This is a genomic window from Lacisediminimonas profundi (assembly GCF_008831265.1).
Lineage (GTDB): Bacteria > Pseudomonadota > Gammaproteobacteria > Burkholderiales > Burkholderiaceae_D > Lacisediminimonas > Lacisediminimonas profundi.
On sequence record NZ_VTTH01000005.1, the window covers coordinates 329,922 to 354,012 of the forward strand.

Here is a 24,091-nt window from a genome sequence, read left to right on the forward strand (position 1 = left end):
CTGCGCCCTCGACGACCGTGCTACTACGCCTTCAGACTGACCGTATGCATGTTCATCAGATCAACCGGAACATACTTGTAGCCCTCGACCCGCTTGTTGAAGATCTTGTAGACCTTGGTGTGGGCCAGCACTGCAATCGGCGCGTCCTTGGCCATCATGATGTCCTCGGCCGCGTAGTACAGCTTCTTGCGCTCGGCCAGGTTGACGACCTCGGAAGCCTTGACGATCAGCTTGTCGAAATCCGGGCTGTTGTAGCCGACGAAGTTCCACGGCATGCCGCTCAGGAATTCCGGGCGGATGGTCTCGTCCGGATCGAGGTCGGCCTGCCATGCTTCGTCGTACAGGTCGAAGTCGCCCGAGTTGCGGCGCTTGGTCAGCACGGCGCGGTCCATCAGCTCAAGCTTGACCTTGATGCCGATCTTGGCCAGCATCGGGATGATCAGCTGCGCATTGCGGCTGCCGCTGCCACCGTTGGCGGTGAAGGCTTCGGTCGCGATGTAGGTGACGGTGATCTCGCCCTTTTCCTTGGCCTTGGCGCGGAATGCCTTTGCCTTGTTCAGGTCGAAGAACTGGCCGCGGCCGCTCTTGGCGATGTTGGGGTCGTAGAAGCCGGTCATCGGCGGCGAGATCGGCGAATAGGCCGGAATCGCATCGCCGAAATAGCCCTGCTTGACCAGCACATTGCGGTCGATTGCGTAGGCCACGGCCAAGCGCAGGTTGACGTCCTCGAAAGGACCGCGCTTGTTGTTCATGCCGAGGAATGCGTAGTTGCCTTCCACTTCGCCATAGATGTTCAGGTTCTTGTTGCTGCGCAGCTGGTTCATGAACTGGAACGGGCAGGCATCCATGCCGTCGACCTGGCCGGACAGCACCGCCGCCACTGCTGCGGTCGGCTCCTTGATCAGGTTGATCTGGACCTTGTCGAGATACGGCAAGCCCTTCTCGAAGTAGTCCGGATTGCGCTCCAGTTCGATGATTTCATTCTCTTTCCACTGCACGAACTTGAAGGGACCCGTGCCGACCGGATTGCGGCCGAAGTCCTTGCCAAATTTCTCGACGGCGCTCTTGGAAACGATGGTGCCGGCGCGGCCGGTTGCGCCCGTCATCGCGACCGTGAAAAAGGCGAACGGCTTGGCGTAGCGAATGCGCACCGTGAGCGGATCGACGATGTCGATGCCGGCCAGGTCCTTCACCATCCAGGCATGCGGCGAAGCGGTCTTCGGATCCTTGACGCGCTCGATGCTCCACTTCACGGCTTCGGCATCGCAGACATCGCCATTGTGGAACTTGACGCCCGGACGCAGCTTGAAGATGTGGGTCTTGTCATCCACCATGGTCCACTTCTCGGCCAGGTCGGGAACGAAGGTAACTTTCTTGCCGTCGTACGCCACTTTCAACAGACCGTTGAAGATGTTGTTGTGGATCTTGATGGCGCCAAGCGACCCGGTGAAATGCGGATCGAGCGTGTCGGGGCCGACGATCTGCGCCCACTTCAGCGTGCCGCCGCGCTTGGGTTCAGCTGCAATCGCCTGGCTGATCAAGGAACCGCCGCCGAGCATCGCGGCGCCGCCTGCTGCCGCACCGGCAGTCATGGTTTTCAGAAAACGGCGGCGCGAAAATTCCTTGGCCAGCTTGTCTGCCAACGCGCTCTTCAAATCGTGATCGGACATCTGCACTCCTTGGGTAGTAAAGGTGAAATCAGGGTTGGGTGATATGTGTTATTCGAGTTATGGCGTTTCGAGCTCCTGCCTTGTTCATAGCAACCAACGTGCCACCGTTGCTGGCATCAAATTCCAAGCAATTGCAGGGGCATGCGACATCGCGGTGCAAGCTGCACGCGCACAGACGGTGCACAGACAGTGACCAACGAGCGCAAATGGGGCTGACGGTACTCATGGCTGGCGTGAGCCAGCCAGGCGGCGGGATGGCGCGATGACAGGGCGACAAGAATGGGAAATCAGCGGCGAACAAAGAAGAAAAGCGAAGAAAAGCGAAGGAAAGCAAAGGAAAGAAAAAGAGGGGGGAGTTACTGTGAAACCGGATGCAAGGCGCACCACTCTACGGCGCACACCCTGGTGCAGTCTCGCACCAGGGTGTGGCAACCATCATGAGATCGGCTCGCTGATCATTCAGACGCCGAGCGCCGCGCCGTCGCTGCGCGGATCGGAGGACGCGGTCATCACACCCTCATCGTCAATGTGGATCAGGCCCGCATGTCCCATGAAGTCGGAATACGGCTCGAACCATTCGACCTCATGTCCCATCTCGCGCAATTCGTCGAACACCTGCTGGCTGAAACGGCGCTCCAGCTTCAAGGTGGTGGGCGACTGATCGCCCCAGGCGCGTCCCATCACCCAACGCGGGGCGTCGAGCGCGACGTCGAGCGGCAATCCCAGGTCATGCATGCGCGTGAATGTCGCCGCGGTGATTTGCGGCTGCGCTTCGCCACCCATGGTGCCGTACACGACCCGCGTCTTGCCATTTTCCAGATAAAGCGGCGCATTCAGGGTATGGGACGGACGCTTGCCGGGCTTGAGCACGTTGGGATGCTTCTCGTCGAACGAAAATCCGTGACCGCGGTTGTGCCAGACGATGCCGGTATCGCCCGCCATCACCCCGCTGCCATATTCCCAGCACACGCTCTGGATCACTGAAACGCTGCGGCGTTGGGCATCCATCAAGCCGAACCATACGGTATCGCCGGGAGTCGGGCCGTCGGTCATCGGAGCTGCCCGCTGCGTGGTAATGCGGCTGGCAAGCTTGTCGATGAACTCCGCGGAGAGCAGGCGCTTCAGCGGAATGTCGACGAAGTCGGGGTCGCCCAGGTACTGGTCGCGCACCGCATGCGCCAGCTTGGCTGCTTCGGCATGCAAATGGATGAAAGCCGCCGACATGTGATCCATGCCGGTCAGGTCGAATCGGGCCAGTATGCCGAGGATGGTCAGCGCCGTCATGCCCACCGTCGGCGGCGGCATGTTGACCAGCTGGCCGCCGCGGTACGGCATGCTCAGCGGGGCAACCCGGCGGCAATGGAAGCGCGCCAGGTCATCGGCATTCAACAGGCTGCCTTCCCGCTGCAGGCCGTCGCCGATGCGTTTGCCCAGCGCGCCCCGGTAGAAGGAGTCGGCGCCGTCACGCGCAAGCTCGCTCATGGTCTGCGCCAGGGCGCTTTGCCGGAACAGGCTACCGGCGGCAAGCACGCCGCCATCCGGTGCGAAATTGGTCATGAAGGTTTGCGACTGGCTCAGCGCGTCGCGGTAGGCATCGATGGCCGCGCCCGGCCCTGCAGTCACCTCGAAGCCGTCCCGCGCCAGCACCAGCGCCGGCTCCAGCAGGGCTTCCCAGGAAAATTTGCCACCCCATTCCTCCCGGCTCTGCCGGTAAGCCTCGCCCCAGACGGCGACCATGCCGGCGACAGTATTGGCGGCCAGCGGGCCGCGCTTGGGGATGGCGGCGTGGCCACGAGCACGATAGGCCTCGATGGTGCATGCCTGGCCCGCGGCGCCGGCGCCATCGATGCCCGAGCACTCGCCGTTGGCGTCGCCCACCATGAAAAATGCATCGCCGCCGATGCTGTTCATATGCGGATAGACCACGGTCAGCACGGCACCGGTGGCGATCGCCGCTTCCAGCGCGTTGCCGCCGCGGGCCAGTATCTCGCGTCCGGCGCGCGTGGCCAGATGGTGAGGCGCAGTAACGATACCCTCACGCGAGGATGCAATGTCGTTCTTCATCAAATACCTTCTCTTCTATTAGTGGGTAGTGGGACAAATCGGGGACTTCATATCGCCTGGGCCTGCGGCACTGCGGATGCGCCCGGCAGCTGCTTCTGCCAGAACATCGCCTGTCCCGCAGCCGGATCCAGCTCGTACTGCGCAAAGCCGGCGGCGCGATAAGCGGACTGCGCGACCTTGTTGTTGGACAGGACTTCCAGCGTGATCTTGCAGCAGCCCATTTCACGGGCAAGCCGCTCCACTTCGCCCAGCAGGGCCCGACCCACGCCGCGGCCGCGCGCTTCCGGCAGCACGGCGATGTCGTGCAGGTTCAGCAAGGGCTTGCAGGCAAAGGTAGAAAAACCTTCGATGCAGACGGCGACGCCCACTGCATCCTGTTCGACGAATGCGAGCAGCACGTGGACGGTCGGCCGCTTGCGCAACTCATCGGCCAGCTTGTCGCGCACAGTCGGCGGCAACGCTTTGCCGCCGCCCATCGGATCCAGCGCATAGGCGCTGATCAGCTCGACAACTGCGCGGGCGTGAATCGGGTCAGCAAGATCTGCGCGCAGGCAGTGGATCGCGCCCGACGCGCGGGGGTGGGGACTCAATCGGTATTCCTCTTTCCATTACGTCACCGGCATGACGCGACAGATCGCGCCACCCGGGGTACAGGGGGCATGCCATTGCATGCGAGGATCATTGAGCAAGGAGCGTTCCAGCCAGGATGGCTGATAGTGGGGCGAGATGCCCCTGGATCAGGCGCTGCTGCACCAGTTCGGGTTGGGGCTGAGCCGGTGGTGGTGCGGACTCAGGCCCCCTGAACTTCGAGGATCACGTTGCCCAATCTGTAACGAGCCACAGAAATGGTGACCCATGAATGGACATCATGGATCGGGAGTCAGGCCATCTGCTTCATTTTTTCCAGCATGTGATCGATCACATGAGAATGTTCATGCTGCGGACTGAACAGGATGAGCTCGGCATTTTCGTCAACCTTGACCGTGTGGCCGGGAGGCCAATAGAACAGGTCGCCGGCATGCACGGCTTCCTGCTTGCCATCGGAGTAAGTAGTGGTCACCGCGCCCTCGATCACGTAACCCCAGTGCGGCGCATGGCACATGTCCCCTTCCAGCCCTTGGAGCAGCGGCGAGATGTCCATTCCGGCCGGGAGCGAAAAATACTCTCCGCTGATCTTGCCGTAACCGGTCGCGTCACCGAAATCAACCTGCTGTCGGGCAGTTGCTCCCGGGATTCCGATCCTGACTGGAACGTCGTTCTTGGCAATGTGCATGGCTGGCTCCTGCGAGAAAAGCGCAGGCTTTGACTTCGTTAAACCTGATACGGTCCTGGAAGGAAAGCCTGACCCACGCCTGAGTGCCAATGCTCAAGTGTCACACCTGATATGGCCGGCGCAAGCACCACGAACAGGTGCCCGCGGTCGGGAAAGATTGGACTTGTGTGCGGCAACCGGATTGAGAAGGAACAAACTTCCAGTTCGTTGGAGGCGGAGGAAGCGCTTGTGGATGCAAGCTCGACCGTCGTGCGCCTTGAATCCCGCCCCGCGCCCACTGCCCCCCTGCGCTCCGGCCGACAGGCAGCCCCTTTCCGCTTCCGGCTCTCTGCACATCAGGCAGCCCCGGTCGCCACCGGCAAGTGCGGCATCGAGCCCCATTCGGTCCACGATCCGTCGTACACCGACACATCCGGCTTGCCCAACTCATGCAGCGCCAACGCTAGTACGCAGGCGGAGACACCGGACCCGCAAGAGCAGATGAGCCGGCCGTCGAGATCGATGCCGGCTGCCGCGAACTGCTCGGCCAGCCGCTGGGGCGGCAGCATGGTGCCGGTTTCGGCATCGAGCAGGCGCTCGTAGGGAAGATTGCGGCTGCCCGGTATGTGGCCGCTGCGCAGGCCCGGCCGCGGCTCTTTCGCCTCGCCGGAGAACCGCGACGCCGCCCGGGCATCGACCACCTGGTGTCCAGCCTCGCAGGCTGCGCACACCTCGTCCATGCCGCAAACGGAGGCATCTGGTCTGCCGGCGACGAAGGACGCAGGCCGGGCGCGCACTTCGCCCTGCTGCACCGGACGTCCTTCGCGCAGCCATCGCGGCAAGCCGCCGTCCAGCACCGCCACCTTGTCGTGGCCGAATGCGCGGAACATCCACCAGATCCGCGGCGCGCTCATGATGCCGTGCTGGTCGTACACCACGACCATGTCATCGTTACCGATGCCGCATTCGCCGATCGTCCGGGCGAATTGCCCGGCGGTCGGCATGGTGTTGGCAAACCGGCTGTCCGGCAGGCTGAGCGCCTGGTAGTCGATGAAGCCCGCACCCGGGACATGGGCCTGCAGGTATTCGGCATGCGCATCGCGCGCCACGCCGGGCAAATAGTAGGTCGCGTCGACGACGCACAGGCCAGGGGTGCCCAGCGATTGCTGCAGCCAAGCGGGCGACACCAGGGCGCCGCCCCGCGACCGGCTGGCAGCGCTCGATCTGTCAGTGGCGCTCATTCAGGCTTGATCCCGGTCCGTTTGACGAAGTCACCCCATTTTTTCAATTCGCCTTCGACAAAGCTGCGGAATTCCGCCGGCGGATTTCCGCCCGGTACCGCGCCGATGGTTTCGAATTTTTTCATGACCGCCGGGTTTTTGAATCCCTCGCGCAAGGCCGCTGCGATGCGGTTGACGATGGCCGGCGAGGTGCCTGCAGGTGCAAACAGCCCGCTCCATCCCTCGACGTTGAAGCCTGGCAATCCGGACTCCGCAATGGTGGGGACGTCTGGCGTCTGCGCATAGCGCTTCCCGCTGGTCAGCGCGATCGGACGCAGGCGGCCGCTGCCAACCCACTGCAGCGCATCGGAATAGTTTGCGAAGGTGAGTTGCACCTCGCCCGCAACGGTGGCAGCCACCGCCGGCGCACCTCCCTTGTACTGGATGTGCATCATGTCTATGCCAGCCATCTGCTTGAAGATTTCACCGCTGTACTGGGTCAGCCCGCCAGCCCCGGAAAAATTCAGCTTGCCCGGCTGCGCCTTGGCCAGTGCAATCAGTTCCGGCACCGTCTTGACCGGCAGGCTGGGATGCACCATCAACATCATCGGATTGGTGTTGATGAGAGTGATCGGCGCGAAGTCCTTCACACCGTCGTATTTGACGTTGGAAAGGAACTGATTAAGCGTTTGCGGCGCAGCCAGGCCGAGCAGTAACGTATAGCCGTCCGGTGCCGCCCGGGCAACATACTCGGTGCCCAGGCTGCCGCTGGCGCCCGACTTGTTGACCACGATGACGTTCGCCTTCACCGCATCCTGCAGAATCGGCTGGATGATGCGCGCGACAATGTCGCCGATGCCGCCCGGCGCGTAAGGAACGATGATCTCGATAGTGCGGCTGGGCCAGTTCTGCGCTTGCGCCAGCGGCGCGCAAAGCAGCAACGACGACAGGGCGGTCATGCAGAGCCGCCGGGTCCGATTCAGCATTGATGTCTCCTAGGTTAGGCTGCCTCTCCGGGCAGTCGGTTAGAACGGGATGACCAGCAGCGTATCGAGGCTGCGTGAGTCGAGCACGACTTTCCTTCTGGTGAAAAAGGGCTCGCCTTCCGCCAGCGATACCGTGTCGAGGTATTTTCCGGTTGCGAACAGTTCGGCCGCGCCGGTGTACATGGTGCGGTAGATCGCGAAATTGCTGCGCAGGCTGTAGCTGGCAGGCCCCTCCTCCCGGATTTCCGGGCGTCCGGTAAGGTGGCAGTAGACGTGCTGCTCGAAGATGTTGGCGGTCTTCATTGCCTTGATGCGGTCTTCCAGCATGCCACGGCCCTCGCAATACATGATGCCGATCGGCAGGCCGGCTTCAACATTCTGGCGGGTGGTGATCTCGTATACGCAGCGTTCGGCAAAGAAGCCGGGCCAGCTGTCGATGTCGCCGTCGTCAATCTGGTGGCAGTAGCCGGCCAGGAAGTCTTCCAGGCGCTGCCGTACCTCCTGCGGCACGCGGCCGCCTGCTGCTGCACATGTGCTGTCCGGCCTTTCCATCACTACGCTCATTTGAACCCCATGATTTCGCGATAACCGTGCCAGAAGCCGCGCACTGCGGCTTCGGTCGCCCGGGAAGATTCGTTGGACTCGGCCACCTTGCCGCCCATTTCGATGAAGGCTTCGGCGTCCGGGCTCGATTTCGTGCCGCGCTGGACAAAGGAATTGATGCAGCCATCTTCCAGCGCCACCAGGCCGGCCGCGCCCGTCAGGTTGCTCTGCATGACGCGCATCCTGGTCTGCTCTTCGGTGTCGGTCTCGTATCCGAGGAAAATCCAGTAGAGCTCAGTCTTGTCGACGCCGCGCGGGACGAAGATGCGGACCGCCAGCGAGTTCAGCGTCAGCTGCGACACGAAGTTCGGGAACACGGTCTGGATGCTGTGCGTGATGTTGTCGTCGAACCCGTTCCAGGCATCCAGCAGTTGCGGCGCAGCCAGCGCGGACTCGTAGCGTGCCGAGTGAACCTGCGCCTGCTTGTACTCGTCTGCAACGTCCAGCGTCGCCCGCTTGGCGTAGCTGATGTGATGCCACTTCTTGTCCGACAGCACGATGCCGCCATCCATGTCGAGCCGATTGACCTTGAAGGTCGTGTAGAAGGTATGCAGCAGGGTCGCGTGGTAGGAGTCGCGCACGTTCTCCGCATACAACTTCCAGTTGTTGTGGATGATCTGGCTGTGGGTGCCAAGTATCTTCAGCGGATGATCCATGTTCCTGGCGAGGAAACGCATGATGCTCTCGCCCAGGTATTCTTCCAGCGGTGGCGTCTCTTCAGAGAAGGTGCCGAAGATGATGCCGGAGAAGGTCGCCACCTTGATCCGCTGCAGCCGGTGGCTGGCGACGTCGAAGTCGTCCGGCATGCCGCCCTTGCCGCGTATGCCGTTGCAGAAGGCAACGCTCTTGAGCTGTCCGTCCAGCGAGTAGTTCCAGGCGTGGTAGACGCAGGAAAGAGACTCGACATTGTCGCGTTCCTTCAGGCATACCAGCGCGCCCTTGTGCGCGCAGCGGTTGACCATCGCATGGATCTTGCCGGTCTCGTCGCGGGTGACGATGATCGGCGTGTCGCCGATCCAGGTAGTGCGCACGTCGCCCTTGTTGGGGATTTCGACTTCCAGGCACAGGTAATTCCAGATCGGTCCGCGGAAGATTTTCTTCTGTTCGGCTTCGTAGATTTCCTGATCAGAGAAAACCTGGAAAGGCACCCGCGTGACACCCTCCTCTGGCCACGAAACCAGGGGTTGCTCGGCAGGCGGAAAAGTTCTGGCGTTCATCTGCATCCTTCGTCGCTGGTGGATCGGCCGCAGCTGTTGCACCGCCGCCGTTGCAAACGACTATAAGGTTCCGCGCGCCATTGTTCAATACGATAATATTTATATGCTCATCTCCTTTTGCGATAAAGTTCCAACATGAACATGGACCTTCACCTGCTGCAGGTATTCCTCGCCGTCTACGAACGCCGCAATGTGGGCGAAGCGGCCAACGCGCTCGAAATGAGCCAGCCGGGCCTGAGCACGGCGCTGGCGCGCCTGCGCCGGATCCTGCAGGACCCACTTTTCGTCAAGACCGCGCGCGGCATGGAACCCACTGCCCGCGCGCACGGACTGGTGACGCCGATCCGTTCCATCGTCCATTCGATCAATACCGACTTGCTGGTAGCACCCGATTTTGTGCCCGCCACCTCAACCCGCGAATTTCGCATTGCATTGTCGGACATCGGCGAAGGCATCTACCTGCCGTTCGCAGTGCGCAGCATCCAGGAAATGGCGCCGTCGGTTTCGCTGCGCTCTCTGTTCATGCCGCCCAAGCGGCTGGAAGAGGAAATGGCAGCGGGGCGGGTAGACCTGGCGATCGGCTATTTTCCCGACATCAAGGGCAGCCAATTTTTCCAGCGCCGCATCGGCCTGCATTCCTTCGCCTGCCTGGTCCGCACGGACCATCCTGAAGTCGGACGCCAGCTGAGCATGAAGCAGTTCAGCGAGCTCGGACATGTGATCGTCGAGGCGCCGGGACGGAGCCAGGAAGTGTTCGAAACATTCCTGCGCAAAAAGCAGGTGGAGCGCAGGATCGTCCTTAGCACGCCGCACTTCATGAGCGTGCCCGTGATCGTCGCGGGCAGCAGCTCGATCGCGGTGGTGCCGCAGGCGCTGGCCGATTTTGTCGTGCACCACCCGGATATCCGCCAGGTCGGCCTGCCCTTCGTTCCGCCCACTTTCCAGGTCAACCTGTACTGGCACCGCAGCGGCCAACTCGATGCCGCCAACCAGTGGCTGCGCGAAACCCTGATCTCGCACTTCGACGTAATCCGCCAGCGCGCCTACGACCGCAACGGCAAGCGCCGCCAAGCCACGACGGGGTGATCAATTACGAGAACTCCGCATAGGGCCAGCGTTCACGTGCATCGACGAACGATGAACCCGCTCGCCACAGCCGGACCAGGAACCCCAGGCTGGACGCGACGTTCAGCGCATTCGGCACAGCGAGCACGGCGCGCTGGTCAACGAAGTGGTGATAGTCCCCGGACTGAGAGTCCGGCCGCACCGTGGCCGCACGTCGCCAGCCTTCACTCGGCCTGCCAGATCACCTCGCGGCCTGAGGACTCCCAGCGCTCGTACTGCGCAGAATAGACCTCATCGATGCGCTTGCGCTTGACCTTGAAGGTGGGCGTGATGATGTCGCTCTCTACCGTCCACGGCGTGGTCACGACAACCAGCCGGGACAGTTGCTGCTGCAGATCCAGCGTCGCGTTTACGCGGCGCAGGTGCTCAGCCAGCGAGCGCTCCAGCTCGGCCCGCGCTGCGGGGTTGCCGGCGCGTGCGGCGGCCTCGGCATTGAGCATCACGATGCCCAGCGGCTGGCTCAGGTTGGCGCCGGTGACGACACAGGCTTCCACCGCAGCGTGCATCCCCAGCTTGTCCTCGATCGGCGCCGGCGCGACGTAGTTGCCCTTGCTGGTCTTGAACAGGTCCTTCAGGCGGCCGGTGATGCGCAGGTTGCCGTGCGCGTCCACCTGGCCCGTGTCGCCGGTGCGCAACCAGCCGTCTGCGGTGAAGGTCTCGCGGGTCAGTTCCGGCTGCTTGTAGTAGCCCCGCATCAGCGCGGCGCTGCGCATCTGGATCTCGCCGGTCCGGGCATCGATGCGCGACTCGACGCCGTCGTAGGTCGGACCCACCGTGCCCTGCTGGTTGTGGCCCGGCACGGTGAGGTGCGAGATGGCCAGGTTTTCGGTCATACCGTAGCCTTCGTTGATCGGAAGGCCGAGTTTTCGATACCAGGCCAGCAGTGCCAGCGGCATCGGCGCCGCACCGCCCACCGCAATCCTGCATTGCTCCAGGCCCAGCGCCTTGAGTACCTTGCGCCGCACCAGGCCACCGATGATCGGGATCGACAGCAGGCGTTCGAGCCTGGCCGGCGGCAGCTTGTGGTGCACGCCGCTCTGGAACTTGACCCACAGGCGCGGCACCGAGAAGAAGATGGTCGGGCGGGCGCGCTGCAGGTCGGCCATGAAGGACTCGACCGATTCGGCAAAGTACACGCGCATGCCGGTGTGCAGCCAGCCATGCTCAACCAGCACGCGCTCGACCACGTGAGCCAGCGGCAGGTACGACAGCATGCGGTCCCCGGCCGTCATCGGGATGCGCTTGAGGCCGGTTTCCAGTGCCCAGGCGAAGTTGCCGAAACTGTGCATCACGCCCTTGGGTCGGCCGGTGGTGCCCGAGGTGTAGATCAGCGTGGCCAGTTCGTCAGCGCCGCGCGTCGCTTCGCCCTGCAGCGGCGGGTTGCGCGCACAGATCACATCCCAGCCCTCGCAGCCCAGGATCACATCCGGCGGCGATAGCGGGTAGCTGATGCACGGCAGGCCGGCCGGCACGCCTGGCTTCATGCCCTCCCAGCCGTCGAGCTTGCCGATGAAGCAGGCCCGAGCCTCACTGTGGGTCAGAATGTACTCGACTGTGGCGGTCGACAAGGTCGGGTACAGCGGCACCGAGACATGACCGGCCATCCAGATGGCCAGGTCGCTCATCAACCACCAGGCGCAGTTCTTGGACAGGATCGCCACCTTCGAGCCCGGCTCCCAGCCCTGGACCTTCAGATGGGCAGCCATGCGGCGCACCTCGTCGGCCACCTGGGCCCAGGTGAAGTCACGGACCACGCCACCGCCCATCGGCTGGCTCAGCGCGATGCGGTCAGGCGCGACCCTCTCCCAGTGGAGCAGGCGTTGCAGGGCCAGCGATTCGGGTTTGGCAGCATTCATGGCACGTCCTTTCGATGATCTGATAGCGGGCCTCGACAGCGGCCGCGCACCGCCCCGGTGAACCCACGCGCCTTTGCGCACCATATCGCCCTCCGCCGCCGGCAGCCTTGCTTCCGGTCAACTCGCCGCCAGACAACCCTCGCCGTCCAGGTGGCGTGCGTCCGTGTCGACGGGCACGAGTTCGATGGCGAGCCAAAGACCAGGACCCTCATGCAAGAAAAGCTCGGGAATTCGGCGCTGGCAGGCTATTGCCCCTGAATCCGCCGGTTACCCAAGCCAGGCGATCGGGTGAAGCGGTGCTGGTGTTCGTTCGCTTGATGCAAGACAAGCGCCCGGCTATTCCTTGGTGTTAAATCGTTGCCTGGCACGCGGGGGTGCACGAGCAGTCGGCTCAGAATGACGCGCCCCGGTGCTGAATGGAACAGCGCTGGCAATGAACGAACCTCGACCGCAGCAAGACGGCCTGCACCCCGTCGAGCACGCGGGGTTAGCCCCTGCACCGAACCTGGAGGCGCTGGCACCGCGCCTGCTGGCGACGGTGCGTAGCCTGGCCGACGAGTTGCGTCCTCAGGCACGGCTGGGTGTCGCCCTGGGCCTGGACCACTCGCTTGAGCGTGACTACGGACTGGACAGCCTGGCGCGCGTCGAACTGATGGCCCGCATCGACCGCGATCTTGGCGTGTCTCTGGGCGAAGCCGCGCTCACCGAGGCGGAGACGCCGCGCGACCTGCTACGCTTCATCACGCGCACCAGGGGCCCTGTTGGCGAACCGGCGCACCCGGTCGTCGCGCGCGCCACAGAAGCAGGCAACTCGCATGGGGCCGTCGCTGACGACTATCCACCGGACTCCGTGCAAACGCTGATGGAGGTGTTCGACTGGCATCTGCAGCGCCACCCGCAGCGCGTGCTGATCACGCTGTACGAGGAAGGTCATCAGTCCATCGATCTGCGCTACGCCGACCTGCACCACGATGCCCTCAAGCTGGCTTCGGGCTTGCGCGCCCTCGGACTGGAGCAGGGCGACAAGGTGGCGATCATGCTGCCCACCGGGCGCGATTTCTTTGCCGCGTTTTTCGGCACGCTGTACGCAGGCGCCGTCCCGGTGCCGCTGTATCCACCGGCGCGGCCCTCCCAACTTGAGGATCACCTGAAACGAATTGGCGGCATCATGCGCAATGCGCAGACGCGCGCGCTGGTGACGGTTGAACGCGCCAAGCCGCTGGCCCACTTGCTGCGGGCGCAGGTCGAAACCCTGCAGACGGTCAGCACGGTGGCTGACCTGTCGCTGGCCGATGCACTCGCAGCGCCTGCAGAACTTGTCGCATTGGACATCGCGCTCCTGCAATACACCTCGGGCAGCACCGGCGACCCCAAGGGCGTGATCCTGACCCATGCCAACCTGCTGGCGAACCTGCGCGCGATGTGGCGCGCAACCAGGGTCAGCAGCAGCGACACCTTCGTTTCCTGGCTGCCGCTGTACCACGACATGGGCTTGATCGGCGCCTGCCTGGGCGGCTTGTACATCGGCTTTCACCTGGTGCTGATGTCGCCGCTGGCGTTTTTGGCACGGCCCGCACGCTGGCTGGAGACCATCCACCGGCACGGCGGCACGGTGTCGCCGGCGCCCAACTTCGCCTACGAGTTGTGTCTGGCCAAGGTCAGCGACGCCGATCTGGCGGCGCTGGACCTCTCAACCTGGCGGCTGGCATTCAATGGCGCCGAACCGGTGAGCCCCGACACGCTGGAGCGCTTTGCGGCACGTTTCGCCCCCTGCGGCTTCCAACGAGCGGCGTTGACGCCGGTGTACGGGCTGGCCGAGAGCACGGTCGGCCTGGCGTTTCCGCCGCCAGGTCGCGGCCCGCTGATCGACCGCATCGATCGGACCGCGCTGGCGCAGGACGGCGTGGCCGTTCCGGCGCGGCCCGACGATGCGCAGCCACTGCGCATCGTCTCCTGCGGCTTGCCATTGCCCGGCCACGAGTTGCGCGTGGTCGACCCCGGCGGGCGCGAGTTGCCTGAGCGCGAGCAGGGGCGCGTGCAGTTTTGCGGCCCGTCCAGCACCCAGGGCTACCTGAACAACCCCAGTGCCAATCAGCGCCTGTTCAATGGCGCCTGGCTCAATACCGGCGACCTCGGCTACATGGCGGGCGGCGAGTTATTCCTCACCGGGCGCGAGAAGGACATCATCATCCGCGGCGGCTTCAACATCCACCCGCAGGAACTGGAGACCGCAGTAGCCGACATGGCCGGCGTGCGCAAGGGCTGCGTGGTGGTGTTCGCCGCAAGTGACCGGCGCAGCGGCACCGAACGGCTGGTGGTGCTGGCAGAGACGCGCTTGCGTGAACCGGCGCAGCGCCAGCAGTTGGTGCAGGCCATCACGGCGCTATCAGCGACGCTGCTGGGCGCACCCGCCGATGACGTGGTGCTGGCGCCGCCGCGCACGGTACTGAAGACCAGCAGCGGCAAGGTCCGTCGCGCCGCCTGCCGTGAACTCTATGAGCAGGGCCGGCTTGGCGTGACGCAACGCCCGCCCTGGCAGCAATGGGTCGTATTGGCGGCGTCGGCGGCGGCGGCGCGCGCCCGCCACGCGCTGCACGCGACGGTGCGCCTGGCGTGGGGCCTGTGGGCCTGGACGGTGTTCTGCACGCTCGCTTCCATGGCATGGGCTGGGGTAATGGTGTTGCCCGGCGTGGCACGGCGCCGGCGTGTCACACGCGCGCTGTCGCGCGCCGCGATCCGCCTGCTCGGCCTGCCGCTGCGGGTGGACGGGCTGGAGCGGCTGCCCTCGGTGGGGCCGCGCATCGTCGTCGTCAACCACGCCAGCTATGTCGATGCAATCCTGTTGGGTGCCGTGCTGCCGGCCCAGTTTTCCTTCGCCACCAAGCGCGAGTTGGCCGATGTGGCGCTGCTCGGCGCGGCGCTGCGCCGGCTGGACATGGCCTTCGTCGAACGCTTCGATCCAGGGCAAGGCGTCGAGGACACCCGGGCCCTGCAGGCGCGTGTGCGTGCCGGCGAATCAATCGTGTTCTTCCCCGAAGGCGGGCTGCGTCGGGCCAGTGGCCTGCAGCCATTCAAGCTCGGCGCCTTTGTGGTTGCCACTGAGACCGCAACGCCGCTGGTGCCCGTCACGCTCAACGGCACCCGCTCGTTGCTGCGCGACGGGGTCTGGCTGCCCCAGCGCAGCGCGGTCCAGGTGACGATCAGTGCGCCGATCATGGCGGCGGCTTCGGGCTGGAGCGGCGCGCTCGAGCTGCGCGATGCGGCGCGCAGCGCGATGGCCGCCAGCCTGAAAGAGAGCGCGCTTGATGTTTGAACTGCGCCAGAATCCGGCATGTCTGAGCCGAAGACACCGCGCCGCCGTGCATCCGTGCGCACACATTCAAGCACCGGCTCGCCGCCCTTACGGTTCATCAAGTGACGCGGATGCTGCGCGCCCGAACATCGGCCGGAGTCGGCAACACCACCTGGAGTCTTCATGAAGCTATTTCCGAAGGAGGCCCTCAACGCAGGCGTGCGCAAGCGCGAAGTCTTCGGTTGGGCGATGTACGACTTCGCCAATTCGGGCTACACCACGGTGGTGCTGACCGCCGTCTTTGGCGCCTACTTCGTGGGCGTGGTCGCCGACGGCGCCACTTGGGCCACACTGGCCTGGACTCTTGCCATCTCGCTGGCGAGTGTGATCGTGATGCTGACGATGCCGGCGATCGGAGCCTACGCCGACCTGAAGGCCGCCAAGAAGCGCCTGCTGGCTTTGTCCACCGTCGGCTGCGTGCTCGCCACAGCTGCATTGGCGCTTGCTGGTCGTGGCGATGTGTGGGTAGCCGTCGTGGCGGTGGTGCTCTCCTACACGTTCTATTCGTATGGCGAATCGCTGATTGCCGCGTTCCTGCCCGAACTCGCGCGCGACGATTCGATGGGCCGCGTGTCCGGCTGGGGATGGAGCTTTGGTTATCTGGGCGGCATGCTGGCGCTGGGCTTGGGCCTGGCCTATGTCATGGCAGCGCAGGCGCGCGGGGAACCGGCCACGGCCTTCGTGCCGGTGGCGATGCTCATCACCGCCGCCATCTACGGCCTGGCGTCGGTGGCGACCTTCGCCCTGCTGCGCGAGCGCGCCACGCCGGCACTGGATACAGGCCTTGTAGAGCGAATTGCCGGCGTGAGGGCCTCGCTGGCGCGGCTGGCCCAGACCTGGCGCCAGGCGCGACGCTATTGCGACCTGCGCTGGCTGCTCATCTGCTGCACCTGTTACCAAGCGGGCATTTCGGTGGTGATCACGCTGGCGGCAGTCTATGCCGAGCAGGTGCTGGGCTTCAAGCAGGCCAACACCATGCTGCTGGTGTTTTTGGTCAACATCGCGGCGATGGCGGGTGCCTTCGCCTTTGGCCATTGGCAAGACCGCATCGGCCACAAGCGCGCCCTCGGCTTTACCCTGGTGGGCTGGATCCTGATGACGCTGCTGGCCGGGTTCGCCACCGGCCCCGGTCTGTTTTGGGTCGCTGCCGCAATCGCCGGGCTTTGCATGGGGTCGAGCCAATCGGCCGCTCGTGCCATGGTGGGGCTGCTCACGCCGCCAGATCGGCGGGCCGAGTTCTTCGGACTGTGGAGCTTTGCGATTCATCTTTCGGTCGTGATCGGCCCGCTGACCTACGGCATGATCACGCTCGTGACCAGCGGCAACCACCGCGCGGCCATCCTGTGCACATCGCTGTTCTTTGCCCTGGGCCTGTGGCTCCTGAGGCCCATCGACATGGCGCGCGGGCAACGGGCGGCGCGTGACGCCAGCTAATGTCCAGATCGAATGCAGTCCGTACATCATCGCCGCAATCGATAGGCATGTTTGCATTACCCGAGACCTTGTTGTCGGGCCCGAGGCAAGGTCGGCGCCAGTCCCGGGCTCTCCCCTTGAGGAGTTGGCGCACTCCGTTATAATCAGCACATCACGCGGGTGTAGTTCAATGGTAGAACGAAAGCTTCCCAAGCTCTAGACGAGGGTTCGATCCCCTTCACCCGCTCCAGACATTCACGGCTTCACGCATTTCCGTCCTGCCGGCCTCCCCTGCCCTCGCGGCACGCGCCGCTGTGACATAATCCGCATCCGGCATTACGCCGACCGCCTTTTTTCCTCGCAGCTACAGACGCGAATACAGCCGCAAGTACACACGCACACACGCAGATACAGCCTCATGTCCGACACCGGCAAGCCCATGTTTTACGATCCCACCGAACACCGCATCCGCAGCTTCGTCACGCGCGCAGGCCGCCTCTCAAATGCGCAGGCACGGGCACTGGAAACCCTGGGGCCGCGTTTTTGCCTGCCTTATCAGAAAGCCCTGCTGGACCTGGACCAGGCATTCGGGCGCAGCGCGCCGACCATCCTGGAAATCGGATTCGGCATGGGGGCTACGACGGCGGAGATTGCCGCCGGCATGCCGGACAAGAATTTCATCGGCGTGGAGGTGCATACGCCTGGCGTGGGCAGCCTGCTCAAGCTGATCGGGGAACAGGATTTGTCCAACCTGCGCATCGTCCAGCATGACGCGGTGGAAGTGCTGACCAACATGATTGCGCCGGGCGCGCTGGCGGGTGTGCATGTGTTTTTCCCGGATCCGTGGCACAAGGCGCGCCATAACAAGCGGCGGCTGATACAGGGTCCGTTCGTGTCCTTGCTTGCCTCGCGCATTGCGCCAGGCGGCTATCTTCATTGCGCGACGGATTGGGAAGAGTATGCCCAGCAGATGCTGGAGGTGCTGGGCGCGGAACCGGAACTGGAAAACACCGCAGGAGCCGGCTATGCGGAGCGGCCGGAATATCGTCCGGTGACCAAGTTCGAGAACCGGGGACTGAAACTGGGGCATGGGGTCTGGGACCTGGTGTTCCGGCGCAAGCAGGATTCCCGCTGAGGCCAGTGACGGCAAGTGGCGGCCGGTGGCAGTCACTGGTGCCAGCGTCGTGCAGTTTCGTTACTCGCCTTCGGCGATGAGCGTCAGTATGTCCGCGCCATAGGTTTCCAGCTTTTTCTCGCCAACACCGGCCACACCGCTCAATTCGACCAGCGATGTCGGCTGGATGCGGGCGATTTCGCGCAGCGTGGCGTCGTGAAAGATCACATAGGCCGGCACGCTCTGCGCCCGTGCCCGCTCCGCCCGCCATGCGCGCAAACGATCCACCGTAGCCTGCTGTTCCGGTGACATGTCATCCTGTTCCTTCGAACGCGAGCTTGACGTCCGTTTCTGCTTGACCGGTTTTTCATAGCGCCGCAAGGAAACCTGCTGCTGGCTGCGCAGGACAGGCTTGGCGGCATCGGTCAGTTTGAGCGCCGAGTAGGCGTCGTGATCGACGGTTACCAGCCCCATCGCCACCACCTGTCGCAGGATCGCGCGCCATTCGGCTTCGCTGCGGTCGCCGCCGACGCCAAAGGTGGAAAGCTGGTCATGCCGCCACTGGCTCGTCTTGTCGGTGACATGCCCGCGCAATACGTCCAGCACATGACCGGCGCCAAAGCGCTGGTCGACACGGTAGATGGTCGACAACAGCTTTTGCACATCCACCGTCGCGTCAAACAGGACTGGCGGGGTGATGCAGTTATCGCAATTGCCACAGGGGCTGCTGGCTTCGCCGAAATACTGCAGCAGGTGCACGCGCCGGCAGCCGGCGGTTTCGCACAGGCCCAGCATGGCATCGAGCTTGGCGCTCTGGATGCGCTTGTAATTGTCGTCGGCTTCGGACTCGTCGATCATGCGCCGCTGCTGGACGACGTCCTGCAGGCCGTAGGTCATCCATGCTTCCGACGCATCGCCGTCGCGGCCGGCGCGGCCGGTTTCCTGGTAATAGCCTTCTATGCTCTTGGGCAGGTCCAGGTGGGCGACGAAACGCACGTCCGGCTTGTCGATGCCCATGCCGAATGCAATGGTCGCCACCATCACGATGCCGTCTTCGCGCAGGAAGCGCGACTGCGCCTTGGCGCGGACGGCGTGGTCCATGCCGGCGTGGTAGCCCAGCGCCTTGATGCCGTGTTCATTCAGGAAGGCGGCGGTTTCCTCGACCTTGCGGCGCGACAGGCAATACACGATGCCAGCATTGCCTTCCTGTTCGGCGCGGATGAAGTCGAGCAACTGCTTGCGGGCGTTGGCTTTCTCGACGATGCGGTAGCGGATGTTCGGCCGGTCGAACGAGGAGACGAACTGGCGCGCGTTCTCGAGCTGCAGCCGAGTGATGATTTCGCGCCGGGTGGCGTGGTCGGCGGTGGCGGTCAGCGCGATGCGCGGCACGTCGGGGAATTGCTCATGCAAGACCGACAGCCGGATGTATTCGGGACGGAAGTCATGACCCCACTGCGACACGCAGTGTGCTTCGTCGATGGCGAACAGCGCCAGCTTGGCCTGTCCCAGCAACTCCAGGCAGCGCGGCGTTGCCAGCCGCTCCGGTGCGATGTACAGCAGGTCCAGCTCGCCGCGGCGCACTTTGCGCTCGATGTCGACGGTCTGCTCCCAGGTCTGGGTAGAGTTCAGGAAAGCCGCGCGCACGCCCAGCTCTGCCAGCGCATCGACCTGGTCCTGCATCAGGGCGATCAGCGGCGAGATCACCACACCCACCCCCTCGCGCACCAGGGCCGGGATCTGGTAGCAGAGGGACTTGCCGGCGCCGGTCGGCATCAGCACCAGCGCGTCGCCGCCGCCGGCAACCAGCTCGATGATTTTCTTTTGCTGCCCGCGAAAAGCGGGGTAGCCGAAAACTGCCTGCAGTTCGTGCAGTGCCTTTGCTGCGACGTCGCTCATTCGGCCCAGACCACCGTGCCGCTCCAGGATGTCAGCAGCACAAGGACGCCGAACGCGATGCGGTACCAGGCAAACAGGCTGAAGTCATGCGAACTGATGTAGCGCAGCAGCCAGCGCACGCAGATGAATGCCGAAACGAAGGCTGCCACCGTGCCGACGCCAAACATCGGAATGTCAGCCGCGGAAAGCAGCGCACGCTCTTTCCACAGCGAATACACGGTCGCGGCCAGCAGGGTCGGGATCGCCAGGAAAAAAGAAAACTCGGTCGCCGCCTTGCGCGACAGGCCGAACAACAGGCCGCCAATAATGGTGGCGCCGGACCGGCTGGTGCCGGGGATCAGCGCAAACGCCTGGGCCAGGCCGATCTTGAGCGCGTCCATCGCGGTCATGTCATCGACTGTCTGGATACGGGCATGCTGTTCCACGTGCTGGCCGCGTTCCACCCACAGGATCACGAAACCGCCGATGATGAATGCCAGCGCAACCGGAACCGGCTTGAACAAGGCTTGCTTGATCATCCCGCTGAAGATGAAGCCAAGGACGGCGGCAGGAAGGAATGCAATGACCAGGTTCAGGATGAAGCGGCGGGCGCGCGCTTCGGTGAACATGCCGGCTACAACGAAGGCAATGCGGGCGCGGTATTCCCAGATCACGGCGAAAATGGCGCCGGCCTGGATCACGATCTCGAACACCTTGACCTTTTCGCCGGTGAAATCGAGCAGGCTGGCTGCCAGGATCAGGTGGCCGGTCGACGAGATCGGCAGGAATTCGGTGAGGCCTTCGACGACGCCCATGATGAGCGCTTTGACAAATATGACTGGATCCATGGGCTGGTCGGATATTCAACAAAAAACCCGCCAGCTTCCTGCGCGGGTCGGGTGTTGCGTTGATGTTGTGAATGATGCAGTGAATGAGCCCCAGGTGCAGATCCAGGGACCCTGCAGCGGCCGCCTGTTTCGCTGGCGGCGGCCTTAGCGGACCGGCTCAAAGGTTATCACGAGACCTTTTGCCGCGGTATTGATATTTGTGGGCTGGAAGCTGGTGGCGGCATACTGAAAATCACTGGCTCCGAAAGTGTACAAGGGCAGGTCCGTGACCAAGCGTGCGGCTAGCGCATTGCCGAGGCCGACGAGCTGCTGGCTGTAGGCCGGTGACAGGCCATTGATCGTCAGGTTGTCGACCTTGACCTGGCCCAGCATCACTGCCCGCTTGCCGAGGTCGATACGGGGCACGCCGGACAGGGCCAGGCGGCCGCTCCAGCCGGTTTGCATCATCCTCGGCTTGACGGCCGCGTCGAGCGCAATGCCGAGTCGCCCCTCTTGCAGCGTCAGGCGCGGATTGTCCAGCCTGACATCGAACAATTCAAGGTAGCGGCTGTCGAGCGGCAAGCGACGGCCCAGGGCTTCCTGCAACTGCGCCAGGGACAGTTCAACGGTGCGCGGGCCAAGCAGGGTACTGCATCCGGCAAGTACCAGCATGGCAGCAAGGGTCAGGTATTTCTTGATCATTTTTCGGCTAGTTTTCGGCTATTTTCCGATTATCCATCGGTATTTCACACCAGCGGTTCGGTCGCAATCTCGAGACTATGCAAAAAAGACATTGCATGCTCGCTATCGCTCCCGCACATCTGCGGCTCGGCGGCAAGACTGCTGCAGACCAGCGGCCGCTCCGGGCTGCCGAAGATGCGGCAACGGTTGCCGGCGTCGAGCTGTACGCAGCGCACGCCAGCCGGCTTCCCCTGCGGCATGCCGGGTATCGGCGAGGAGATCGACGGGGCGATACAGCAGGCGCCGCAGCCGGGACGACAGGCGGGCACGCTGGAAGGAAGTGGTACGGAATTCATCTGGGCCGGGCTGTTCGCGACAGTGCGAGCCCGACATTGTGAGGCAAGACGGCGAAGCGCGCCCGGCAACAGCGACTTTGGTGTTCTCTGTTGCCGGGCCGGCGGCGCCGGGGCCGCTCATACCGGACGCATGATTCGGACACATGAATCCTTGCTCGCGCGGACTAGGCCCGCCGCCGGATTCCTGGCGTTACGGTGTCTCGAGCGAATGCACCAAGTCGTCATTCGTCGGTGGCATCTGGCTTCTCCTCCCTGTCAGCCGTCCCTTTCAACTTGGTTTCCTCCGCCAGCAAACGCATGCGCAGGCCGAGGACATCGTAGTCAGCCCTGGTCTCGTCCACGATGCGGGCATTCAGGGCATCGATGCAGCCCCGCCTGAGGATGCCCGAGTTCAGTGTTTTCGCGTCCCGTGTCAGGTCACTGACGACCTTGACCAGGGCAATGGACGTCTCCTTATCCTTCAGGGTGTCGAGTTCCCAGCGTTCAATGAAGCGCAGCGCCAGTAGCTGGCGGCGCTTGGCCTTGTTCGCGCTCTTGTCGCTGTTCAGGTCGATGCTTTCCACCGGACGACTCCTGGGAGAAACCGGCGGCTGCATCGCCGAGGAAGAAGAAGCAGCAGCCTGGACGCTCGTCTTCTCGCCTTTCTTGTCGCCCTTCTTCTTTTTCTTGTCTGCTTCCTTTTCCATGCGCTTGAGACGCTGCGGATTCTCCAGCTTCCATTTTTCATGCTCGCGCTGAAAATTCCCGGCCAGTCTTTCGGAGACGCCTCTCTGCATGCGCAGCTTCTTCCATTCGGCCTGCATGGACAGCATTTGCATCCTCGCTGATTTCTCGATGTCGCCGCGCTCCTCCTTCGTGCAATTGATCAGCTTGTCAAGGACGGGATCGTCCAGTAACAGTGTCGCCAGGCGAATATCAAGCACCGCATAAACCGGATGCTCCTGCCCATGCCGCAGCTTGAAAAAGAAATTGATGCCACGCACGCCAATGAAGGCAGCCAGGCCGCTCCTGCGCACTTCAAGCAATTCGACATCCAGGCATTTCAGCTGATCTCTTGCCTCTGCTTTTTCCGCTTCGGGCACCGCTTCGTGCACCGGCGAGGCAAATTTCGCTTGCAGGAGCTCAGCGGTCTTCCCGCCCCAGATTTTCATTTCGTCATCGAGGCAGAGAAGGAATGCCAGCATCGGCGCGGAAAGAATTGAACTCGGCAGGCCACCGCTGCCCCGCACCGCCTCGACAATGGGCTTGAGAAGGCGATCCAGCTCCTTCTGCATCGCGCCGTCGTTCTTCACCATGTCCTTGGCTTTTGCCTTCAGCCCTGGCTTGTTGTAGCGCGCGCATTCCTCGGCGTCGAGCCGGCGCATGATGTCGGCCAACAGGGTTGACTCGTTCGCCGACTTCTCCACCTCAGCAAACAAGGTGGCGAATCTCTCGCTGGAAAACACCACTTCAGCGAACGGCTGCCACAGTGCGGCATACACCGATATCTTGTTTTCATCGACCACTGATCCGCGAAAGACCGGCATGCCCTGCTTCCTGGTAGCGGTCAATTTGTAGCCATTGCTCTCGGCCGTCGTCAGTTGCCTGGCCATTTTTGCGGGCTCCGTCAGCGCGCACGGGATGACGGGCGCGGCTTTTGCCGGCCTGTCTGCTCCTTTAAGCTTCTTTTCGCTCTTTTCTTCCGGTGCCATGCTCAGCATCGTCCTCACGCGGCGCACGCCCGACCTTTTTTTCTCCTTCGGTTCTTTCGACTTGCTTTCCTGGTTGGCGGTCGTGGATGTCGATGTCGTGGCAGTCGATGCGGTGGTGGTCGATGCGGTGCTCACCGCCGCTCGCGGGCTGGCCGGCCCCGTTCTTGCCGTAAGCCGGGGTGAGGTTGGAGGAAGATCGGCAGGCGGCGGCGGGCCTGGCGGAATCTGCATTTTCGGTGGCTGCGGTACGTCGGAAGGAGGTGGCGGCGAGGGGGCATACGGCAGCGGCGGCATCTGCACTACCGGTAGCGTCGGCTTCAATGACTGGGCGGTCGAAGTTGCCACCCTGTTTGGAGGCGGCGGCAACGGACGGTCCTGGTTCGTGCGCGGAGAAGGCGCTTTCTGCTCTGCCATGTCATCCGCAAACGGGTTCGGCGGAATTGTCCATCCACCAGGAGGCGACGGTAGCGCAGGCCGTGCCTCGTTTGCGCTGCCGCCGCGGGTAGCAGTCAGCCAAGGCATCGGCTGCCCCGCGATGTTTGATGGCGTGGACAAAGTATCAGCTGGCGGAACCTGGCGGCCGGATGCGCTGGATGGCGAAAATTTATTCTGGCGGGGCAATGCGTTTGAGTCGCTCATGGACTTCCTCTTGATGAAATGCTCTTGATCGGTTTTTGCTCCAACCCGCTTTCCATTCCATCGGGGGACGGATGCGGACGAGGTTGCGGACAAATCAGCGCGTGTGGGTAACAGCATTGCCGATCCAGTTCACCGCACCATGATCGAGGC

The 24,091-nt window shown here is 63.4% G+C and carries 19 protein-coding genes, 1 tRNA gene and 1 pseudogene; 6 read left to right on the forward strand and 15 right to left on the reverse strand.

Going from position 1 to position 24,091, the window contains the following annotated elements; translation table 11 throughout:
• Positions 1–23: 23 nt before the first annotated feature.
• From FVE66_RS16030 to FVE66_RS16065, 8 genes are all read right to left on the reverse strand, one after another.
• Positions 24–1,670 (reverse strand): ABC transporter substrate-binding protein, encoded by a 1,647-nt coding sequence (locus tag FVE66_RS16030; RefSeq protein ID WP_151448451.1) that lies wholly within the window; start codon positions 1,668–1,670, stop codon positions 24–26.
• Positions 1,671–2,129: 459 nt separating this feature from the next.
• On the reverse strand, positions 2,130–3,734 hold the full coding sequence (ggt, locus tag FVE66_RS16035; RefSeq protein ID WP_151448452.1) for a gamma-glutamyltransferase: 1,605 nt from the start codon (positions 3,732–3,734) through the stop codon (positions 2,130–2,132).
• Between the two features lie 47 nt (positions 3,735–3,781).
• Positions 3,782–4,324, reverse strand: coding sequence for a GNAT family N-acetyltransferase (locus FVE66_RS16040; protein WP_241673246.1), 543 nt, complete (start codon positions 4,322–4,324; stop codon positions 3,782–3,784).
• Positions 4,325–4,614: 290 nt separating this feature from the next.
• Positions 4,615–5,007, reverse strand: coding sequence for a cupin domain-containing protein (locus FVE66_RS16045; protein WP_151448453.1), 393 nt, complete (start codon positions 5,005–5,007; stop codon positions 4,615–4,617).
• A gap of 335 nt (positions 5,008–5,342) precedes the next feature.
• On the reverse strand, positions 5,343–6,227 hold the full coding sequence (gene sseA, locus FVE66_RS16050; protein ID WP_151448454.1) for a 3-mercaptopyruvate sulfurtransferase: 885 nt from the start codon (positions 6,225–6,227) through the stop codon (positions 5,343–5,345).
• Entirely contained in the window at positions 6,224–7,192 is a 969-nt protein-coding gene (locus tag FVE66_RS16055) for a Bug family tripartite tricarboxylate transporter substrate binding protein (RefSeq protein WP_151448455.1), read from the reverse strand. Before FVE66_RS16055 ends, sseA begins: the two co-directional genes overlap by 4 nt.
• A 39-nt stretch (positions 7,193–7,231) precedes the next feature.
• Positions 7,232–7,756, reverse strand: coding sequence for an aromatic-ring-hydroxylating dioxygenase subunit beta (locus tag FVE66_RS16060; RefSeq protein ID WP_151448456.1), 525 nt, complete (start codon positions 7,754–7,756; stop codon positions 7,232–7,234).
• Positions 7,753–9,012, reverse strand: coding sequence for an aromatic ring-hydroxylating oxygenase subunit alpha (locus FVE66_RS16065; RefSeq protein ID WP_151448457.1), 1,260 nt, complete (start codon positions 9,010–9,012; stop codon positions 7,753–7,755). The genes FVE66_RS16060 and FVE66_RS16065 overlap by 4 nt, the downstream gene beginning before the upstream one ends.
• A 135-nt stretch (positions 9,013–9,147) precedes the next feature.
• Between FVE66_RS16065 and FVE66_RS16070 the strand changes: the two genes are divergently transcribed.
• Positions 9,148–10,098, forward strand: a complete 951-nt coding sequence (locus FVE66_RS16070; RefSeq protein WP_151448458.1) for a LysR family transcriptional regulator — start codon at positions 9,148–9,150, stop codon at positions 10,096–10,098.
• 4 nt (positions 10,099–10,102) lie between these two features.
• Here the strand turns inward: FVE66_RS16070 and FVE66_RS20220 are convergent, their stop codons facing one another.
• Together FVE66_RS20220 and FVE66_RS16075 are read right to left on the reverse strand one after the other, a co-directional pair.
• Positions 10,103–10,279, reverse strand: a complete 177-nt coding sequence (locus tag FVE66_RS20220; protein WP_161993307.1) for a hypothetical protein — start codon at positions 10,277–10,279, stop codon at positions 10,103–10,105.
• 22 nt (positions 10,280–10,301) lie between these two features.
• Positions 10,302–11,993: an AMP-binding protein gene (locus FVE66_RS16075; protein ID WP_151448459.1), complete on the reverse strand. Its 1,692-nt coding sequence runs from the start codon at positions 11,991–11,993 to the stop codon at positions 10,302–10,304.
• A gap of 433 nt (positions 11,994–12,426) precedes the next feature.
• Here FVE66_RS16075 and FVE66_RS16080 point away from each other — a divergent pair, with 433 nt between their 5' ends.
• The 4 genes and pseudogenes from FVE66_RS16080 to trmB all read left to right on the forward strand — a co-directional run bounded on the left by FVE66_RS16080 (position 12,427) and on the right by trmB (position 17,893).
• Positions 12,427–15,306 carry an AMP-binding protein gene (locus FVE66_RS16080; protein WP_206668777.1) on the forward strand — a complete coding sequence of 960 codons (2,880 nt, stop codon included), beginning with the start codon at positions 12,427–12,429 and terminating at the stop codon, positions 15,304–15,306.
• 132 nt (positions 15,307–15,438) lie between these two features.
• Positions 15,439–16,779, forward strand: a pseudogene (locus FVE66_RS16085) (MFS transporter); the annotation flags it as partial.
• A 155-nt stretch (positions 16,780–16,934) separates the two neighbouring features.
• Positions 16,935–17,008 (forward strand) — tRNA-Gly (locus FVE66_RS16090).
• A gap of 189 nt (positions 17,009–17,197) precedes the next feature.
• Positions 17,198–17,893 carry a tRNA (guanosine(46)-N7)-methyltransferase TrmB gene (trmB, locus tag FVE66_RS16095; protein WP_151448461.1) on the forward strand — a complete coding sequence of 232 codons (696 nt, stop codon included), beginning with the start codon at positions 17,198–17,200 and terminating at the stop codon, positions 17,891–17,893.
• Between the two features lie 60 nt (positions 17,894–17,953).
• Here trmB and recQ read toward each other — a convergent pair whose 3' ends face one another.
• The 5 genes from recQ to FVE66_RS16120 all read right to left on the reverse strand — a co-directional run bounded on the left by recQ (position 17,954) and on the right by FVE66_RS16120 (position 23,203).
• Positions 17,954–19,768, reverse strand: a complete 1,815-nt coding sequence (gene recQ / locus FVE66_RS16100) for a DNA helicase RecQ (protein WP_151448462.1) — start codon at positions 19,766–19,768, stop codon at positions 17,954–17,956.
• Positions 19,765–20,595 (reverse strand): undecaprenyl-diphosphate phosphatase, encoded by an 831-nt coding sequence (locus FVE66_RS16105; RefSeq protein ID WP_151448463.1) that lies wholly within the window; start codon positions 20,593–20,595, stop codon positions 19,765–19,767. The genes recQ and FVE66_RS16105 overlap by 4 nt, the downstream gene beginning before the upstream one ends.
• 144 nt (positions 20,596–20,739) lie before the next feature.
• A complete protein-coding gene (locus tag FVE66_RS16110) occupies positions 20,740–21,276 on the reverse strand; it encodes a DUF1439 domain-containing protein (RefSeq protein WP_151448464.1) in 537 nt (178 codons plus the stop codon).
• Positions 21,277–21,320: 44 nt separating this feature from the next.
• The gene (locus tag FVE66_RS16115; RefSeq protein WP_151448465.1) at positions 21,321–21,611 is read right to left on the reverse strand and encodes a YkgJ family cysteine cluster protein; all 291 of its coding nucleotides are present in this window, start codon (positions 21,609–21,611) and stop codon (positions 21,321–21,323) included.
• 221 nt (positions 21,612–21,832) lie between these two features.
• Complete coding sequence (locus tag FVE66_RS16120; protein WP_151448466.1) at positions 21,833–23,203, reverse strand: hypothetical protein; 1,371 nt, start codon at positions 23,201–23,203, stop codon at positions 21,833–21,835.
• Between the two features lie 28 nt (positions 23,204–23,231).
• Here FVE66_RS16120 and FVE66_RS20620 point away from each other — a divergent pair, with 28 nt between their 5' ends.
• Complete coding sequence (locus tag FVE66_RS20620; protein ID WP_151448467.1) at positions 23,232–23,969, forward strand: hypothetical protein; 738 nt, start codon at positions 23,232–23,234, stop codon at positions 23,967–23,969.
• Positions 23,970–24,091: the final 122 nt, after the last annotated feature.

Bases quoted from the DNA above. Each gene is read 5' to 3' on its own strand.
- sseA (WP_151448454.1), bottom strand. From the start codon at position 6,227: ATGAGCGCCACTGACAGATCGAGCGCTGCCAGCCGGTCGCGGGGCGGC.
- FVE66_RS16110 (WP_151448464.1), bottom strand. From the start codon at position 21,276: ATGATCAAGAAATACCTGACCCTTGCTGCCATGCTGGTACTTGCCGGA.
- FVE66_RS16060 (WP_151448456.1), bottom strand. From the start codon at position 7,756: ATGAGCGTAGTGATGGAAAGGCCGGACAGCACATGTGCAGCAGCAGGC.
- FVE66_RS16120 (WP_151448466.1), bottom strand. From the start codon at position 23,203: ATGGCCAGGCAACTGACGACGGCCGAGAGCAATGGCTACAAATTGACC.
- FVE66_RS20620 (WP_151448467.1), top strand. From the start codon at position 23,232: ATGACGGGCGCGGCTTTTGCCGGCCTGTCTGCTCCTTTAAGCTTCTTT.
- FVE66_RS16080 (WP_206668777.1), top strand. From the start codon at position 12,427: ATGAACGAACCTCGACCGCAGCAAGACGGCCTGCACCCCGTCGAGCAC.
- FVE66_RS16065 (WP_151448457.1), bottom strand. From the start codon at position 9,012: ATGAACGCCAGAACTTTTCCGCCTGCCGAGCAACCCCTGGTTTCGTGG.
- FVE66_RS16045 (WP_151448453.1), bottom strand. From the start codon at position 5,007: ATGCACATTGCCAAGAACGACGTTCCAGTCAGGATCGGAATCCCGGGA.
- FVE66_RS16055 (WP_151448455.1), bottom strand. From the start codon at position 7,192: ATGCTGAATCGGACCCGGCGGCTCTGCATGACCGCCCTGTCGTCGTTG.
- FVE66_RS16075 (WP_151448459.1), bottom strand. From the start codon at position 11,993: ATGAATGCTGCCAAACCCGAATCGCTGGCCCTGCAACGCCTGCTCCAC.
- FVE66_RS16115 (WP_151448465.1), bottom strand. From the start codon at position 21,611: ATGAATTCCGTACCACTTCCTTCCAGCGTGCCCGCCTGTCGTCCCGGC.
- recQ (WP_151448462.1), bottom strand. From the start codon at position 19,768: ATGAGCGACGTCGCAGCAAAGGCACTGCACGAACTGCAGGCAGTTTTC.
- FVE66_RS16030 (WP_151448451.1), bottom strand. From the start codon at position 1,670: ATGTCCGATCACGATTTGAAGAGCGCGTTGGCAGACAAGCTGGCCAAG.
- FVE66_RS16070 (WP_151448458.1), top strand. From the start codon at position 9,148: ATGAACATGGACCTTCACCTGCTGCAGGTATTCCTCGCCGTCTACGAA.
- trmB (WP_151448461.1), top strand. From the start codon at position 17,198: ATGTTTTACGATCCCACCGAACACCGCATCCGCAGCTTCGTCACGCGC.
- ggt (WP_151448452.1), bottom strand. From the start codon at position 3,734: ATGAAGAACGACATTGCATCCTCGCGTGAGGGTATCGTTACTGCGCCT.
- FVE66_RS16105 (WP_151448463.1), bottom strand. From the start codon at position 20,595: ATGGATCCAGTCATATTTGTCAAAGCGCTCATCATGGGCGTCGTCGAA.